This window comes from Bacteroides sp. AF34-31BH (assembly GCF_003602795.1).
GTDB classification, from domain to species: Bacteria; Bacteroidota; Bacteroidia; order Bacteroidales; family Bacteroidaceae; genus Bacteroides; species Bacteroides uniformis.
The window spans coordinates 54,514-72,024 of record NZ_QTLV01000001.1 but is presented as its reverse complement, the minus strand read 5'-3'; the positions used below and the strand labels follow the sequence as shown (position 1 = coordinate 72,024).

Here is a 17,511-nt window from a genome sequence, read left to right as displayed (position 1 = left end):
GCCCTTATTTTGCATCCGGCAGTTGCGTGTGCTTCTGCTGTGAGTATGAATCTTAAAAAAATATGGTATTGATGAAAAACATGGTATTGCTTTTGTGCATCTTGTTTCTCTGTTCATGGGCGGAAGCCGATGCGCAGGGTTTTCACCTCCAGCCCACTCCGCAGAAATATGTGGGAAGTGAGGATTCTGTTTTTATCCCTGCAAGATATAGTTTGCAGGTAGGAGCCACTTTGCGGGGAAGTGCGGCGGAGCAGTTGTTGGCCGGTCTTTTTCCGGATGCTGCGGTGACTGCCGATTTTTCCGTTTGTATCGGTATGAAGGGGGATAAGTCTGTGAGGAAGTATGCTGCACGTATCCCTAAACAGGCAGAGGGTTATTATCTGAAGATAGACAAGGAAGGTATTGTTGTTGCCGGTGCCGACCGTAGAGGGGTTTTTTACGGTGTGCAGACGCTGGTCCAACTGATTGCATTGCCCAAACTGCCGTTGGTGGAGGTGACGGATTATCCCGACGTACCCTACCGTGGTGTGGTGGAAGGTTTCTATGGCGTTCCCTGGAGCCGGGAAGCACGCTTGTCGCAGCTTGATTTCTATGGCCGCAACAAGATGAATATCTATATTTACGGTCCTAAGGACGACCCTTACCACAGTTCGCCCAACTGGCGCAAGCCCTATCCTGCTCAGGAAGCCGAACAGCTGAAAGAACTGGTGGAATGTGCGCGGCGGAACGAAGTGCTTTTCTATTGGGCTATCCATCCGGGAAAGGACATTCGCTGGAATACGGAAGACCGTGATTTGTTGATGGAAAAGTTCGAAAGCATGTATCGTTTGGGGATAAGGGCCTTTGCCGTTTTCTTTGATGATATTTCCGGCGAAGGGACATCGGCGGAGAAGCAGGTGGAGCTGTTGAATGATATTTATCATAACTTCGTCAAAGTGAAAGGGGATGTTGCTCCGTTGCTGATGTGTCCTACGGAGTACAACCGTCTGTGGACTAAGCTCGAGGGAGGTTATCTCGCGACGCTGGGCGGCAAGCTTCATCCGGACATAGGCATCTTGTGGACGGGCGATAAAGTGGTGGCTTGTATTGATAAGCCTACGATGCAGTTTGTCAATCCGCTGTTGAAGCGCAAAGCATTCATTTGGTGGAATTTCCCCGTGTCCGACTATGTGCGCGACCGCCTTTTGCTGGGGGCTGTCTATGGCAATGGGACAGATATCGATGACGATATAAGTGCTTTTATATCCAACCCTATGGAACATGCCGAGGCTTCAAAAATCGCCCTTTTCAGTATAGCCGATTATGCTTGGAACATGGATGCCTACAAGAGTGATGCATCGTGGAGAAGAGCTGTCCGGTACCTGATGCCCGGCCATGCCGCAGCTCTTCAGGTCTTTGCCTCACACAATTCCGACCTTGGCGGGAACGAACATGATTTCCGTCGTGAAGAGTCAGAACAGATTCGTCCTGCTTTGGAACGGTTGCTGGATGCTTATTGCCGCGAAGGAAAGCGGGAGGTCGCCGCTGCATCGGCTGTAACCGAGGAATGCGAACGTATGATTGCTTCTGCCGACCTGCTGCTGGCTTCCGATGAAAATCCGGCATTAATCAAGGAAATAAGTCCTTGGCTGATGCAGTTTAAGTTGCTGGGTGAATTTGGAAGAGAAGTGCTGTGCATGTTGGCGGCACAGTGTGACGGCAAAAAGACGGAACTGGAGAAAGCCGCTTCTCATGCCAAGGCCCTCCAGGTATTGATGAAGAAAATAGACGCCACTTACAACCAGAACGGATTCCAGCCGGGTGTAAAGACCGGAAGCTGCCATCTGAAACCTGCTTTCGACCGGTTGTATCAGGAGGTGGTTCAACGTACCGGTAAATAGGGGGTGTCTTTTAATCCCGTTTTCGGATTGCTTTTTTAGTAAAATGCAAACGATAGCCTGCCTTTAAGTTTCGCAAGCCCGACTTCTTATGTTGACAAGGTATTCGTAGTCTGCTACGGAAGTGAGCTTGTGAAACTTGAGTAAACCAAATGGAATAAAAGCGTTTTTTTTATTCTTCACTTCCTTCACCTTTTCCTTCAATCCCTCTATTCATAGGCTTTTCCGGTGAAACCGGTTTAATTCTGTGTTCGCTCTCGCGTTTATGTTTCGGGAGTTGTCAATTGCCGGCGGCGAACTTCACTGTAACCGATTTGCAGCATCATTGCAAATTGGTTGCAGCGCTACTGCAAGTTAGTTGCAGCGCCACTGCAAAACTGTTGCAGCGTCACTGCAAAACTATTGCAGCGTTACTGCAAGTATGGTTGCAGTGTTACTGCAAAACTATTGCAGAATTTTGCAGTAATTATCTGTTGATTTATACATAGTTATATTATAGTGAAACAGATTTGAACTGCAGATGTTTTTGGAGTTGTCGGGAATTGGAAGTGCGAAGAAAAGAGGTTTCATCGGGAAAGCGGCATAGGGTAAAACCGGTTTCACCGGAAAAGCTTGTGGATAGGCAGGTTGAGGGAAAAGGTGAAGGTGGTGAAGGATGAAAACAAACTGTTCAAAACGCATGAATGAGCGGATATTTGCCTTTTTTGAAGAGCAATTATCCTTTTTTAATCTTTTTTGCAGGTAAGTTTGCAGCAAAATTTTTTTTAATTAATTCTTAAATACATTCGTATTATGAAAAAGCATGAAACGCTTTTGGTAAGCACAATCCTGAACGGAACATACCGTGGCCGCCGTTTTCTCCAGATGGTGGGAATGGTAGGACTGTTCTCATTCGGTTCGGTTCAGGGCTTACACGCAGAAGCAGTAAATCCTCCAGCAGATGGAACGGAAGTGGTACAACAAAAGAAGAATGTGACCGGAGTGGTGAAAGACAAGACCGGTGAACCGGTCATTGGTGCCAACGTGATAGTGAAAGGCACTACGTCGGGTGTGATAACGGATATAGACGGACGCTTTACGATTTCTGCCGGAGCAGGGCAGGTGATAGAGGTGTCGTTTATCGGTTTCAAGACATATGCTTTTCCGGTAGACTCGAAGTCGGAATATACCGTCGTTCTTCAGGACGATGCCGAGTTGCTGGAAGAAGTGGTGGTTGTGGGATATGGTTCACAATTGAAGCGCTCGGTGACGGGTGCCATCTCTTCCGTAAAGTCCGAGGAGCTTGAAGCGCCCAATGCGGTAAGTGCCGACAATCTGCTGCAAGGCAAGGTGGCCGGTCTTACTATTACGCAGAACTCTGCACAGCCCGGTTCGGGAATGAGTGTGAACATTCGTGGAAAACTTTCTCCCAACGGTTCGAATTCTCCGCTTTACGTCATTGACGGGGTAGTGATAAGCAGTACCGGAAACAAGGCTTCCAGCGGAGGTCCAAATTTGCCGAGCTTGCACGATGGATCCGACCGAAGCCCGCTGGCTACACTGAACCCCAATGACATCCTTTCCATCGACGTGATGAAGGATGCCAGTGCAGCTGCCATTTACGGTTCGTCTGCCGCTAATGGTGTGATTTTGATTACAACTAAGAAAGGTCAGGCCGGGAAGCCTCGTATTTCGTACAATGGCTCTTTTTCCGTGCAGGGTATCAAGAAGTACTATGATGTGCTTAATGCTCAAGAGTATATGACTAATGTCAACCTTTCCAGAATGGAGAATTTTCTTTATCGTGGCAATTTCTTCCCTTACGGGCCGGAACCTGCTCCTGCATCGGGATGGGCGGAAGCGTTTACGGCTGAAGAGATACGCAATGCAAAGACTTACGACCATGTGGACGAAATTACGCGTACCGGTTTTATTCATAATCATAATGTGGCCATTAATGCCGGTTCGGAGAAGTTTAAATTCTATGCTTCGTTTAATTACTATGATCAGAATTCTATTCTGAAAATCAGTGATTTGCAGCGTTTCAGCGGCCGCTTCAATTTTGAGGCCAATTTCAATAAGTACGTTACTCTGAATGTGGCAAGTATGTATTCGCATTTGTCTTCAAACAATCCGTCATCAGGACATACGCGGATGAACCGTAATGAAGCGGTACAGACCAATGCAGCCATTTTCTTTCCATCAAATATGCCGCTGTATGATGAGGAGGGAAAGTTGACTACCTCTATTTCTCCTCTGACACCTAACCCTGCTACTTGGTTTCATATCAAGAACCAGACGGTGACAAAACGTTTGATGTTTTCGCCCAATCTGGAAGTGAAATTCCTGCCGTGGCTCAAAGCAAATGTACAGTTGAGTGTGGACAAGACAGACGAGAATCGTGAGATTTTCGGTTCTACCAAAGGTAAACTGCCTGCACAAGTAGAGGATAACTATGGTGGTTTCTCCAATGCATTCAACGATAACTACGGTATTGAAGAGTATCTGACCTTCGACAAGGATATCGCTAACGGTCATCACTTGAATGCAGTTGTGGGTACGGGATATTACGTTACTACTTCCAGATCTCACAACGTGATGGGGTACAATTTCCCTACGGACGTGTATGAGAATAACAACATTGGTTCTACATCCGATCTTGAGAGGACCAATTTGGGCTCGTGGAAGACTTGGCGTAACAAGCTTTCTTTCTTCGGCCGTCTGAACTATACGTTTAAGAACCGTTACATTTTGGGAGTTACGCTCCGTAACGACGGCTCTTCCGTATTTGCCGATAATCACAAGTGGGGATGGTTTCCCGGTGCCTCTGCAGCATGGATTATCTCTGAAGAGAAATTCATGAAAGACTTTGATGTCTTGAGTTTCCTGAAATTGAGAGCCGGTTACGGTACATCGGGTAATGAAAGTATCTTGACCGGCGGTACTTATCCGCTGACTACGTATGGCAACGCATGGTCGGGAGATTATTACTATTTCGGCGGGGTTTATCATAAGGGTATTATTCAGAAGGAGCAGGGTAATCCTGATTTGAAGTGGGAAACGGACATCACGGTAAATGCCGGTATCGATTTTGGATTCTTCGATGACCGTCTGACCGGTAGTGTAGATTACTACGTGCGCACAGCCAAGGACTTGCTCAATTTCACTCCGCTTCCTGTGACCGGCATGGTGGGCAATATAGCCAAGAATGTAGGTTCTACCCGAAGCAAGGGTATCGAAGTGGCATTGAAAGGTACTATCATAGACAAGAAGGACTGGACATTGACAGCTTATGCCAATGTATCCCACAATCGTTCCAAATGGGTGGAACGCAATCCCGAAGTGGCTATTTCTCCTTGGTTGGATGAAAAAGATGATATCAGCCCGATTTATGGCTGGAAGACGAACGGTATCTTCCATTCTTTGGAAGAGATACAAGCCTACACCTCTAATGGCAAAGTGCTTCAGCCGGATGCCAAACCGGGTAACCTGAAGTATGTAGATGTCAACGGTGACGGTGTGATGGATGACGGCGATATCGTGAAATTGGGTACTTGGGACCCGAAAGCCAACTTCGGTCTGGGTGCCAGCCTGCGCTTCAGAAACTGGATGCTGGATATTGATACGTATGGTGTGCTGGGCAAAAAAGCATACGACTCCTGGAACTTCAGAGGTATCGGAGACGATAATACCAGTGTACGCGTGAAAGACGTATGGACCTCCTACAACCCTACCGGTTGGTATCCGGGCATTGCTGCGGATGTGACTGGCGGAAACAACAAGACCGGTACGCATGACTTTACGCTGAAGAACGTACACTTCTGGCGTTTCAAGGATATCAAGCTGACTTATATGCTGCCTGAGAAGTTCCTGAAGAGAAACAAGATTGCTTCGGATGCTTCCGTATTCGTGGATTTGCAGAATACGTTGATGCTGACCAATTACGAGGGTCTGGACCCGGAAATGGAAATCAACTGCGCACCGTTCCCCATTCCGTTTACAGTCGTATTGGGTGTTAACATTAATTTCTAAACTAAAATACCAAGAAGAGATGAAAACAAAAAAGATAATCAGTTGGGCGGTTGCCTTGTGCATGGGTGTGATGCTCCACTCATGCGACTTGGACCAAAAAGTATTTTCGAGCCTGACAAATTCAAACTTCCCACAGACGGTGGAAGACATAGATGCATTGGTAATAGGCATGTATGCCAATTTCAAGGCCAATTCCGGTGGTGTGTATGATGGCTCTAACGATGGTTGGACCATGCCCATCTACGCCTCCGGTGACGGCTGGTGGGCTTACTCGGAATTCACTTCGGACGAAATGATGCACCAGAGCAACCAGACTTATAAATTCAATTGGTCCGGTGCATGGGATACCTACGGAACATACTCCATTAGCCGTAATATTACCCGTTGTACATTCATTCTGGATCAGCTGGAGAAAGTCGGCGGCCTGCCGGAAGCGGCAAAAGCACAGAAGATTGCCGAGGTAAAGACTTTGCGTGCTTGGTTGATGTTCTGCTTTTATGATTTGTATGGACCGGTATCATGTGTGCTTGAACCGGAGGGATTGAGCAACATCGTTTATACGCCGCGTCCTACGAAAGAAGTCTATTTCAATCGCATGGTAAGCGACTTGCAGGAGGCATTGCCGTATCTTTATGACAAAACGAATGGTACGGAAAATTGGGGTCGCGTGAATAAAGGGATTGCCACTATGCTGCTGATGAAAGCATATATGAACGACCACCAATATGACAAGGCGTTACCTTATGCCGAGAGTATGAAGACGATGGGGTATACGCTTTCTGAAGACTATAAGGATGTTTTCTCCAATGAAATGAATGATGAGACGGTATGGGCCGTTCCGGGTGGAGAACTGGCCGGAAATGAGTATGCTTATTATCTTTTCCCGCCCAATTGCATCACTTTCGGCAAGAATTTCGAGCACAAAGCTTGTCCGACTCATCGCTGGGGAGGCTATCTGATGCCATGGGATTTCTATGACACGTATGACAAGGCGGATGCCCGTTTGGAAGTGATTGCCGATTCTTATAAGGATGCGGACGGTACACTTTATACCCGTCCAGGAGGAGGTGGTGCAAGCGATGACCGTATCCAGCAGGGCGCCATTCCGGTGAAGTATTTGGTGGCCCCGGAGAAGTATGCCAGTGGCAATACGCATATCGTGGCTTTCCGTTATGCGGACGTACTCCTCTCTCTGGCCGAAATAGAGAACGAGCTGAACGGACCTACGGACAAGGCACTGGGCTATCTGAAACAGATTACCGACCGTGTGGGCGTCACGCATACCATTCCGGCAGATATACAATCCAGCAAGGAGAAGTTTAAAGAATTCCTACTGATGGAAAGAGGGCGCGAGCTCTTTATGGAAGGCTGGCGTCGTCAGGACCTGATACGCTTCGGTAAATACATCGAGTTTGCCAGAAATCGCGGATGTACCGCAGCCAAGGACCACATGGTATTGTTCCCCATTCCGCCGAAAGTGATTACCGAGTCGGGCGGGGTGATTGAACAAAACCCCGGATATTGATAAGGCAGGATGATGATTGGATGCAAACAGTAAGAATCTCCTTCCGTATTCTGTTCTCCGGAAAAGATTGCGGGGGGAGATTTGTCTTTTTTATATGCACTTCGTCTTTTTTGGGAATAAGGTATAAAAAGATTACAAGATGGATTGTTTTCAGGCAAGGTCGTATAATGAGGGTACCTCAGTCGTATACTTAGGTTATCTCACTATACGACTGAGATACCCTAAGTATACGACTGAGATAGGATAATACGTAAATGGTTGATACTTAGTTGTTTGTGGAATGCTGGATTGCATGTATATAAATTCAGACAAAAAGACTGTTTGCACTTGCATGTTTTTTATGGATATTATCAAAATATGGATATACGATGAATTATAGAGTATTGTTGTTAGGACTGTGTGCCTGGGCCTCTTTGCCGGTTCTGGGGCAGGAGAGCAGGGTAGAGGACATCCGCATTGGCGGTTTTGTAGGCGGACGCATCCATACCTGCATCGAGCAGCGGGTGAAATCGCAGGATGTGGAGCATCTGGTAGAGCCTTTCCGTCATCGCGGGGAGACAAGCCTTTGGCAGTCCGAATTCTTTGGGAAGTGGCTGCTGGGGGCCATTTCGTCTTACGAGTATTGCAAGGACCCTGCGTTGCTGGAGCAGATAAAGACCGGCGTGCGGAGTTTCATGCAGACCCAGACTCCGGAAGGCTACATAGGCAACTACAGTCCCGAAGCCCGGCTGACCAACTGGGACATCTGGGGCAGGAAATATTCGGCACTTGCCTTGGTGGCATACTATCGCCTGACCGGCGACAAGGCGGCATTGCAGACCGCTATGCGTTCGGTGGATTACCTGATGAAGCAGTTGCACGAACAGCACGTCGACATTGCCCGTACCGGCAATTACTTTGGCATGGCAAGTTGTTCCATCCTGGAACCGGTGGTCTATCTGTATGACATTACCCGCGAGAGACGCTACCTCGACTTTGCCAAAAGCATCGTGGCGGGCATCGAGCGGGAGGGCAGTTCGCAACTCATAGCCAAAGCGCTGAAAGATGTGCCGGTATCGCGACGTTCGGCTTATCCGGCATCGTGGTGGTCGTTCGAAAACGGGCAGAAGGCTTACGAGATGATGTCCTGCTACGAAGGTCTGATAGAACTGGGGCGTGTGCTGGACGACCCTCTTTACAAGGAAGCCGCCGAGCGTACGGCCGGGAGTATCCGGCGCGACGAGATAAACATTGCCGGTTCGGGTGCGGCCTTCGAGTGCTGGTATGGAGGCAAGGACAAGCAGACTCTGCCGGCTTATCATACGATGGAGACTTGCGTGACGTTCACCTACATGCAGTTCTGCAGCCGTTTGTGGCGCGACACGGGCAATCCGCTCTACGTCGAGGAGTTTGAACGGACGATGTACAATGCCTTGTTCGCCTCGATGAAACACGACGGAGGACAGATTTCCAAGTACAGTCCGTTGGAAGGACGCAGACAGCCGGGTGAGGAGCAATGCGGCATGCACATCAACTGCTGCAATGCCAATGGTCCCCGGGGATTCGCCCTGATTCCGAAGATGGCGGTGGCGACCAAAGAAGACGGTATATTCCTCAATCTCTATGTGCCGATGGAAGCTACGGTGAAGACGGGCAGGAAGAATGCAGTGGCCCTGAAGGTGGAGACCGGTTATCCCGTAAACGGAAAGGTAAGCATCGGAGTGGAACCGCAGAGGGACGAACGCTTTAAACTCTCCTTGCGCATCCCTTCGCAGGTAGACGGGGCGAAGGCCTTTGTCAACGGGCAAGAGCAGGAAGTGCTGCACCTGGGCGGTTATCTCTGCCTGGACCGTATATGGAAGCGAGGCGATGAAGTGACATTGGAATTCGACCTTCAAACCAAAGTTGTGGAGAGCCATAACCACCAGGCAGTGGTGCGCGGTCCGCTGGTATTTGCTCGCGACAGCCGTTTCGACGACGGCGATGTGGATGAGTGTGCCGTCATCAAGAGCGATGAGCGGGGTGTGGTGCAGGCCGCAGTACACGAGAATATGTCCGGTTCATTTGCCTGGATTACGTTGGAAGTTCCCGCTGTGCTGGGCACCGACCTGGAAGATGCCGCCAACAAGACGGCCAAGCCCGTACGCTTCTGTGACTTTGCCTCTGCGGGCAACGACTGGGCCCCGAAAGGCCGCTACAAGGTATGGATTCCGCAAACCCTGCACATGATGACGGAACCTTACCGGAAATATTGATGGAAAAACAGGTAGAAATTCCTTTATAGAGATAAAATATGAGCTATAACAAGAAAATGAATCTGTGCATCGGCCTTCTGCTGGTTCTTCTGACGGCTTGCCAGGGAGCGAAAAAGGAAGTAGAGACACAAACACCCCGCATATCGGTAAGTGAGTATGCCATGTTGCATGAGGTAGTAAAGATAAAGCTGGACAACGTTGCTCCGGACATGGAGATGACGGTGGATTTCGGAGACGGAACCGTGGAAACGGGCAGGAACGACGGACTCCTGACGCACGCCTATGCCAAGGAGGGGGATTACACCATCAAGGCGCAGACGGCAACCGGAACATTGACTGCCGGTATACATGTCTGCGACTTGCCGGCGCTCAGCGTTGCCATGCGGCGGTTCAAAGACCCCTCGTACAAGAAGGTGTGGGTCATGGCCCACCGGGCGCATACGCAGGACAAGACCATTCCCGAGAATTCTCTCAGTGCGATAGAGGCTGCCGTGGCCGCCGGCGCTGAAATTCTGGAGTGCGACGTCAGGCATACAAAAGATGGTGTTCTCGTGGTATGTCACGACGAGACCATCGACGCCACTACCACCGGACAAGGCCGGATTGCCGACATGACCTATGACGAAATCCTGCAGTACAACCTGAAAGACCGTGCCGGAAAACCCACCGATGAGAAGATGCCCACATTGGAAGAGTATCTGACCGCCGTACGCGGACGGGCGTATGTGGACATCGACAAATGTACCGGACAAGGTATCTTCGGGAAAGTGGCGGACGTGGTGTGCCGGACGGGTATGATGGAAGCCGTATTCTTCTACAGTGGCGTGGAAGAGGGTACCCGTGAGGTGCTCGGTGTGGTGGAGGATGCCAACGTCTATCCTTGGGTAGGAGGGCACAAGTTGCTGGAGGGATTGCCGCGTACGTTCTTCGTACAGACATCGTATGCCACAGAAGGCAGAAGCCCCTCTTTGGGCGATTCGGTAGAGTTGGGCATGATTCCCTCCGTCTGCCTGCTGTGGGTGCTCGACCAGGCCATACCCGAATATGCGCTGGATGACAGGCAACTTGACGAACTGTTTGACATATTCCCCACTGTGCGGATGATTCAGACGGACGTGCCTGCCGAGTTGATTGCAGCCTTGGAGAAGAAGGGATTAAGATGAAAAATCAACAGGTGTTTTGAAATATATGAAGAAGATACTGTTTTTGTGCTTCGGGCTTGTGGTTAGCGTTTCATTGACGGCGCAATTACCCGAAAGGAATGCCGGCAACCTGAAAAAATACAAAGCGATATGCCGGCAGCATATTTATAAGAATATGAAGGGCATGTACCGGCAACCGGTCGGTGCATTGAAGTATCCTTTCCTCGTGCCCGGTAGCGGGCAGTATGCCAACCAGTTGTGGGACTGGGATTCGTGGCTGAGCGACATAGCCCTGCGGCAAATCATCGTGGAAAACGGCACCAGTGACGACCGTGAGGAACTGATTGCCTACGAGAAAGGCTGTATTCTCAACTTCCTCAGCTATGGCGGAGGCGACGGATGGATTCCCATTTGCATTTTTGACAATACGGAAGAGCGCTGGCAGTTGCTGCAGAAAATCAATCCTTGGAAGACCAATATGCATAAACCCGTCCTGGCGCAGCACGCTGCTTTCGTAGTGGAACAGACGGGCGGTGACGCCGAATGGCTGCGTGAGGGATTTTATAACTTGCAGACGTTTGTGGGCAAGTACCTTAACTACCATCGCCACAAGGCCACCGGATTGCTCTATTGGGAAAACGATGAAATGATTGGCGTGGACAATGACCCCAGTACCTTCTATCGTCCTCACGGAAGCTCGGGCTCCATCTTCCTCAATGCCTTGATGTATAGGGAACTGCTTGCCATGGCTTACCTGGCAAGACAGCTCCGCATGCCCGATCTGGAAAATCGGTTCACCCGCGAAGCGGAGGAACTGAAAGAAAATATCCGCAAGCATTGCTGGGACCCTCGCGACGGCTTCTACTACAGTGTAGACCTTAACCTGCTTCCGGTGGAAAAGCCCGCTGCGCCGGGCTTTCATTACCACACCGGACAACCCCGTACTTACGACTGCCTGATACAACGTTTCAGTGTGTGGAGCGGCTTCATGGCGTTGTGGGCAGGAATAGCCACTCCCGAGCAGGCGCGCGAAATCGTGGAACGGCAATATCGCGATTCCCGTTTGTTCAATGCGGCGGCAGGTGTGCGTTCCCTTTCTCCATTGGAGAAAATGTACGACGTGCGTGCCAGCGGCAATCCTTCTTCCTGGCAAGGACCAGTATGGATATGCGTCAACTACTTTGTTTTCCGGGGACTGCTCCGCTACGGCTATACGGAAGATGCCCGGGAGTTGGCGGAGAAGACCGTGTTGCTGCTGGGACGCGACTATGAGCGTTTTGGTGCGCTGCACGAATATTACATGCCCGACAACGGCGAGCCCATCCTCAACAAGGGCTTCCAGAACTGGAACTTGCTGGTGCTGAACATGGCTGCCTGGCTGGACGGTAAAGAGACGGTGAATGAATTTTAATTTTTATCAAGCAAGAGTATGAAACATTTGTTACTGGCCTGTATCATGGCCGTAATCTGTCTTCCCGCTTCGGGAGAAAACAATAAGAAGTCTAAACCGGGCGGCGCTTCCCTTAAAGTGCTTTGCCTGGGAAATTCCATTACACGGCATGAATATAAGGCTGATATCGAATGGTTCTCGGAGTGGGGCATGGCAGCTTCGAAGGAAGAGAACGACTATTGCCACCAGTTGCAGAAGCTGCTCTGCGCAGAACATCCCGGCACGGTGGTTACCCCGCTCAACATCGCTTACTGGGAACGCAATCTGACGTGCGATATTGATTCATTGATAGGTTCGGCTGTTCGCGGCAAAGACCTTATCGTGATTCGTCTGGGTGAGAATGTGCAGGATAAGCAGGCGTTCCGTCCGGGCATTCTCCGCCTGGTGGAATATTGCAAACAGAAAGCGGGCAGGGTGGTCATCACCGGTTGCTTTTGGGAAGATGCCGAGAAGGAGCGTGCCATTATTCATGCCGCCCGTACCCACGGTATTTCCTTTATTCCGATTGACTGGATAGACCGTCTGTATGATTCGCGTCCCAAGGTGGGCGATACCCTCTATGATGTGGAAGGAAAGCCTTATACCGTGACCAAGGAGTTTATTATTGCCCACCCTGACGACCGAGGCATGCGAAAGATAGCCGAGGCGATATTCGACACTTTGCGATGATGCTTTCTTGAATGTGACGCCAGGGAGCCGCATTGTTCGGGACTTGATTGATATGAATTGGTTTATAGATTATTGGTATGGAAAATTTGAAAAATATTTTGTGGCTCTGTCTGGCAGGACTGTTGTTGGCTGCACTGCCCGCTGCCGCCGGGCAGATTGTTGTGTCCACCCCTTCCTTCGCATTGGTGCTTGATGCTCCGGTAGGAGGCGAACTAAGGTATCTCTACTACGGAACCGGATTATCGGAGGATGATTTGCGGCAGATGAATGTGGCAGGTACGTGCCATCATGTTGCTTATCCTTCTTATGGAATCGGATGGCCCGGTGAATCCGCTCTCCGTGTCAGACATGCCGATGGGGTGATAGCCACCCGGCTTTATGTGCAGGATGTGGAAGTGAGGCAAGAGCCGGATGCTGTGCTCACCCTTGTGAAACTGAAGGATTGTGTTTATCCCTTCTACGTCAATCTCTGCTACAAGGCATATCGGGATGTGGATGTGATTGAAACCTGGACTGAATTCAGCCATTCGGAGAAGACTCCGGTAACGCTCCTTCAATTTGCTTCGTCTTATCTTCCTCTCCGCAGAGGCGATGTGTGGCTTTCCAGCCTCTACGGCGGGTGGGGCAACGAGGCAAGGTTGCTTCAGGAACCTTTAAAACCCGGCATCAGGCTGATAAAGAATATCGATGGCGTACGCAATTCGCATACTGCTCATGCCGAAGTAATGTTTTCGCTGGACGGGAAACCACAGGAAAACACAGGGCGTACTATCGGCGCAGCCCTTTGCTATACCGGTGACTATAGGCTGAAAATCAATACGGATGACGGCGATTATCACCACTTCTTTGCCGGTATGGATGAGGAAGGTGCTTCCTTCAGGCTGAAAAAAGGCGAGGTATTCCGTACTCCCCCGTTGGCGCTCACCTACTCGGAAGAGGGATTGGGCGGCGCAAGCCGTAATTTCCATAAATGGGGACGGAAACATAAACTGGCCAATGGAGACAAGCCCCGCAAGATACTGCTGAACAGTTGGGAAGGTGTTTATTTCGACATTAATCAGAAGGATATGGAGCAGATGATGGCAGACATAGCCTTGATGGGAGGCGAACTCTTTGTGATGGATGATGGCTGGTTTGGCGACAAGCATCCGCGTGATATTGACAACGCCGGGCTGGGGGACTGGGTGGTGAACCCGAAGAAACTGCCTGACGGCATTGCCGGACTATTGCGTGATGCCGCGAAACATAATATCGGTTTCGGCATCTGGATTGAACCCGAAATGATTAACACACGCAGCGAACTATACGAGAAGCATCCCGACTGGGTGATGAAAGTCCCCGGACAAGACTTCATTACGGCGCGCGGTGGCACGCAGGCGGTGCTTGACCTTACCAACCCCCAGGTGCGGGATTTCATTTTTTATACGGTGGATACCTTGCTGGCCCGTTATCCGGAAATAGAATATATCAAGTGGGATGCCAATATGCCGGTGCTGAACCACGGTTCTGTCCATTTGGACAAGGACGAGCAAAGCCATCTGAGTATTCTTTATCATCAGGGATTTGAGGATGTGTGCCGACGTATCCGTAGAAAATATCCTGATGTGACGATTCAGGCGTGTGCCAGTGGAGGCGGTCGTGTCAATTATGGCTATTTGCCCTATTTTGATGAATTCTGGACCAGCGATAATACAGATGCCTTGCAACGCGTTTATATCCAGTGGGGAACGTCCTATTTCTTTCCTGCTATCGCTATGGGAGCGCATATCAGCGCTGCGCCCAACCATCAGACGCATCGCAGCTTGCCCTTGAAATATCGCATTGATGTGGCAATGAGCGGAAGGCTCGGTATGGAGATACAACCCCGGAATATGACGGATGAAGAGAAGAATCTTTGCCGTGAGGCGATTGCTGCTTACAAAGAGATTCGTCCGGTGGTGCAGTTCGGTGAACTTTATCGGCTGGTGTCACCGTATGACGGACAGGGGGTAGCCTCACTGTTGTATGCCAGCGAAGATAAGTCGAAAGCCGTCTTCTATTGGTGGAAGCTGGAACAGTTTGTCAATCGGCAGTTGCCGCGTGTCAGGATGGCAGGATTGGATGCGGGGAAACAGTACCGTATTCGTGAGCTGAACCGCATTGACAATATTCCTCTTGCCTTTGAAGGAAAGGTACTGAGTGGCTCTTTCCTGATGAGCCACGGACTGGAGATTCCCGGAGAACATAGGATGGATGCAGATAAAATGAGTGATTATGCCAGTCGGATATTGTATCTGGAAGAGGTGAACCATTAAAATATTAGAAATATGAAAGTTGGATATTTTGCAGTTGTACTGCTTGCATGCTTCCTGCAGGCTTGTTCTTCGTTTGGGGGAAAGGATAGCACGGAGATGGACGGTTTTGTGACCGGACTGATGGACCGGATGACTGTACGGGAGAAACTGGGCCAGTTGAACCTGCCCTCGGGAGGCGATTTAGTGACTGGTACGGTGATGAACGGCGAACTCACGGAAATGATACGGAAGCAGGAAATCACGGGCTTCTTCAATGTGAAGGGAGTACGGAAAATCAGAGAGATGCAACGTATTGCCGTGGAGGAAACCCGTTTGAAGATTCCCTTGATTGTAGGAGCGGATGTCATACACGGTTATGAGACAATATTTCCCATACCGCTTGCCATGTCGTGTAGCTGGGACACTGTCGCCATCCGACGGATGACACGCGTAGCGGCTACTGAGGCCAGTGCCGATGGAATCTGCTGGAATTTCAGTCCGATGGTGGATATCTGCCGCGATGCCCGTTGGGGACGCATTGCCGAGGGGAACGGTGAAGACCCTTACTTGGGCGCTTTGATGGCGAGGGCATACGTACATGGCTATCAGGGCGATGCTATGAAGGCTAATAATGAAATACTGGCCTGTGTCAAGCATTTTGCACTGTATGGTGCTTCCGAGGCGGGACGTGATTATAATACGGTGGACATGAGCAGATTGAGCATGTACAACAATTATCTGGCTCCCTATAAAGCAGCCGTTGAGGCGGGTGTGGGGAGCGTGATGAGCGCGTTCAACCTTGTGGATGGCATTCCTGCCACTGCCAATAAGTGGCTGCTGACCGATCTTCTTCGTAACGAGTGGGGATTTGGCGGTATGGTCGTTACCGATTATTATTCCATCGGAGAGATGAAAACTTACGGCGTGGCCGACAAGAAAGAGGCTTCCGTGCTTGCTCTGAAGGCAGGAACGGACATGGATATGGTAACCGCCGGTTTTCTGGATACTTTGGAGTCGGCATTGGAGGAAGGACTCATTTCTGAAGCTGATATTGACCGTGCCTGTCGTAGGGTGCTTGAGACTAAGTATAGAATGGGACTTTTTGATGACCCCTACAAATACTGCGACACGGTACGTGCGGAGAAGGAAATCTTTACGCCCGAGCACCGCAAGGAAGCGCGTGAGGTGGCACGTGAAACCTTCGTGTTGATGAAGAACGAGGGAAGTCTGCTTCCTCTTTCTGTGGATAAGAAGGTAGCGCTGATAGGACCTATGGCCGATGCCCGCAACAATATGTGCGGCATGTGGAGTCTGACTTGTGTTCCTTCCGACCACCGTTCCTTGCTCGATGGGATGCGCGACGCGATGAAGGGCAGGGGCGAAGTCTTTCATGCCAAAGGCAGCAATATCTATTACGAGGAGGAAATGGAGAAAGGCGCCGTCGGCTTCCGTCCTTTGGAGCGTGGAGACAATGGGAAATTACTTCGGGAGGCGTTGCAGGTGGCTGCCCGTGCGGATGTGATTGTTGCCGCTTTGGGTGAGTGTGCGGATATGTCGGGTGAATCGGCCTCACGTACGGAACTGGAACTGCCGGATGCGCAACAAGCGTTACTGAAAGAACTGGTGAAGACGGGAAAGCCGGTGGTGCTGTTATTGTTTACGGGACGTCCGTTGGTGCTTAATTGGGAAACGGCACATGTTCCTGCTATACTGAACGTATGGTTTGCGGGCAGTGAGGCGGGCGATGCCATAGCCGATGTATTGTTTGGGCACGCCGTGCCTGCCGGAAAGCTCACTACCAGTTTCCCACGTGCCGTAGGACAGATGCCGTTATACTATAACCATTTGAGTGCCAGTCGCCCCGATCCGCAAGATGGGGTGTTCAACCGCTACCAGAGTAACTATATTGACCAAAGTAATGAACCGCTTTATCCTTTCGGGTTCGGGCTGAGCTATACGACTTTTGAGTATGGCGATATACGGCTTGGTTCGGAATGCCTTCCCAAGAACGGAGAACTGGCGGTTTCTGTGGAGGTCACCAATTCCGGTACTTGTGACGGTACGGAAATCGTACAGCTCTATCTGCGTGATGTGATGGCTGAGGTGGCACGTCCCGTCAAGGAACTGAAAGCTTTTCGGCGCATCTTCTTGAAGAAAGGGGAAAAGCGAGAAGTGGTGTTCACGTTGACAGAAGAGGACTTGAAATACTACCATTCGGATTTGCAATACGGGTATGATCCGGGTGAGTTTCAAGTGATGGTCGGTCCTAACAGCCGTGATGTCCAGACGAAGGTGTTCAAAGCTGAGTAGTTTTTTTAATCTGAAGAAAT

At 50.1% G+C, this 17,511-nt stretch carries 9 protein-coding genes; all 9 read left to right on the top strand.

All coding sequences use genetic code 11. The features are described from left to right. Positions 1-71 precede the first annotated feature (71 nt). The 9 genes from DWZ67_RS00310 (at position 72) to bglX (ending at position 17,491) form a co-directional block, all read left to right on the top strand. On the top strand, positions 72-1,880 hold the full coding sequence (locus tag DWZ67_RS00310) for a beta-N-acetylhexosaminidase family protein (protein WP_120138124.1): 1,809 nt from the start codon (positions 72-74) through the stop codon (positions 1,878-1,880). A 789-nt stretch (positions 1,881-2,669) separates the two neighbouring features. Beyond that, the gene (locus tag DWZ67_RS00305; RefSeq protein WP_120137945.1) at positions 2,670-5,888 is read left to right on the top strand and encodes a SusC/RagA family TonB-linked outer membrane protein; all 3,219 of its coding nucleotides are present in this window, start codon (positions 2,670-2,672) and stop codon (positions 5,886-5,888) included. 19 nt (positions 5,889-5,907) lie between these two features. Next, positions 5,908-7,413: a RagB/SusD family nutrient uptake outer membrane protein gene (locus DWZ67_RS00300; RefSeq protein ID WP_044467427.1), complete on the top strand. Its 1,506-nt coding sequence runs from the start codon at positions 5,908-5,910 to the stop codon at positions 7,411-7,413. A 368-nt stretch (positions 7,414-7,781) separates the two neighbouring features. Next, the gene (locus tag DWZ67_RS00295; protein ID WP_044467518.1) at positions 7,782-9,647 is read left to right on the top strand and encodes a beta-L-arabinofuranosidase domain-containing protein; all 1,866 of its coding nucleotides are present in this window, start codon (positions 7,782-7,784) and stop codon (positions 9,645-9,647) included. Positions 9,648-9,685: 38 nt separating this feature from the next. Beyond that, complete coding sequence (locus DWZ67_RS00290; RefSeq protein WP_243635127.1) at positions 9,686-10,810, top strand: glycerophosphodiester phosphodiesterase family protein; 1,125 nt, start codon at positions 9,686-9,688, stop codon at positions 10,808-10,810. A gap of 25 nt (positions 10,811-10,835) precedes the next feature. Further along, positions 10,836-12,200, top strand: a complete 1,365-nt coding sequence (locus tag DWZ67_RS00285) for an MGH1-like glycoside hydrolase domain-containing protein (protein ID WP_120137944.1) — start codon at positions 10,836-10,838, stop codon at positions 12,198-12,200. 18 nt (positions 12,201-12,218) lie between these two features. Further along, positions 12,219-12,908, top strand: coding sequence for an SGNH/GDSL hydrolase family protein (locus DWZ67_RS00280; protein ID WP_120137943.1), 690 nt, complete (start codon positions 12,219-12,221; stop codon positions 12,906-12,908). Positions 12,909-12,985: 77 nt separating this feature from the next. Continuing rightward, on the top strand, positions 12,986-15,202 hold the full coding sequence (locus DWZ67_RS00275) for an alpha-galactosidase (RefSeq protein ID WP_120137942.1): 2,217 nt from the start codon (positions 12,986-12,988) through the stop codon (positions 15,200-15,202). A 12-nt stretch (positions 15,203-15,214) separates the two neighbouring features. Beyond that, positions 15,215-17,491 (top strand): beta-glucosidase BglX, encoded by a 2,277-nt coding sequence (gene bglX, locus DWZ67_RS00270; RefSeq protein WP_120137941.1) that lies wholly within the window; start codon positions 15,215-15,217, stop codon positions 17,489-17,491. Positions 17,492-17,511: the final 20 nt, after the last annotated feature.

Bases quoted from the DNA above. Each gene is read 5' to 3' on its own strand.
- DWZ67_RS00300 (WP_044467427.1), top strand. From the start codon at position 5,908: ATGAAAACAAAAAAGATAATCAGTTGGGCGGTTGCCTTGTGCATGGGT.
- DWZ67_RS00275 (WP_120137942.1), top strand. From the start codon at position 12,986: ATGGAAAATTTGAAAAATATTTTGTGGCTCTGTCTGGCAGGACTGTTG.
- bglX (WP_120137941.1), top strand. From the start codon at position 15,215: ATGAAAGTTGGATATTTTGCAGTTGTACTGCTTGCATGCTTCCTGCAG.
- DWZ67_RS00295 (WP_044467518.1), top strand. From the start codon at position 7,782: ATGAATTATAGAGTATTGTTGTTAGGACTGTGTGCCTGGGCCTCTTTG.
- DWZ67_RS00310 (WP_120138124.1), top strand. From the start codon at position 72: ATGAAAAACATGGTATTGCTTTTGTGCATCTTGTTTCTCTGTTCATGG.
- DWZ67_RS00290 (WP_243635127.1), top strand. From the start codon at position 9,686: ATGAGCTATAACAAGAAAATGAATCTGTGCATCGGCCTTCTGCTGGTT.
- DWZ67_RS00285 (WP_120137944.1), top strand. From the start codon at position 10,836: ATGAAGAAGATACTGTTTTTGTGCTTCGGGCTTGTGGTTAGCGTTTCA.
- DWZ67_RS00305 (WP_120137945.1), top strand. From the start codon at position 2,670: ATGAAAAAGCATGAAACGCTTTTGGTAAGCACAATCCTGAACGGAACA.
- DWZ67_RS00280 (WP_120137943.1), top strand. From the start codon at position 12,219: ATGAAACATTTGTTACTGGCCTGTATCATGGCCGTAATCTGTCTTCCC.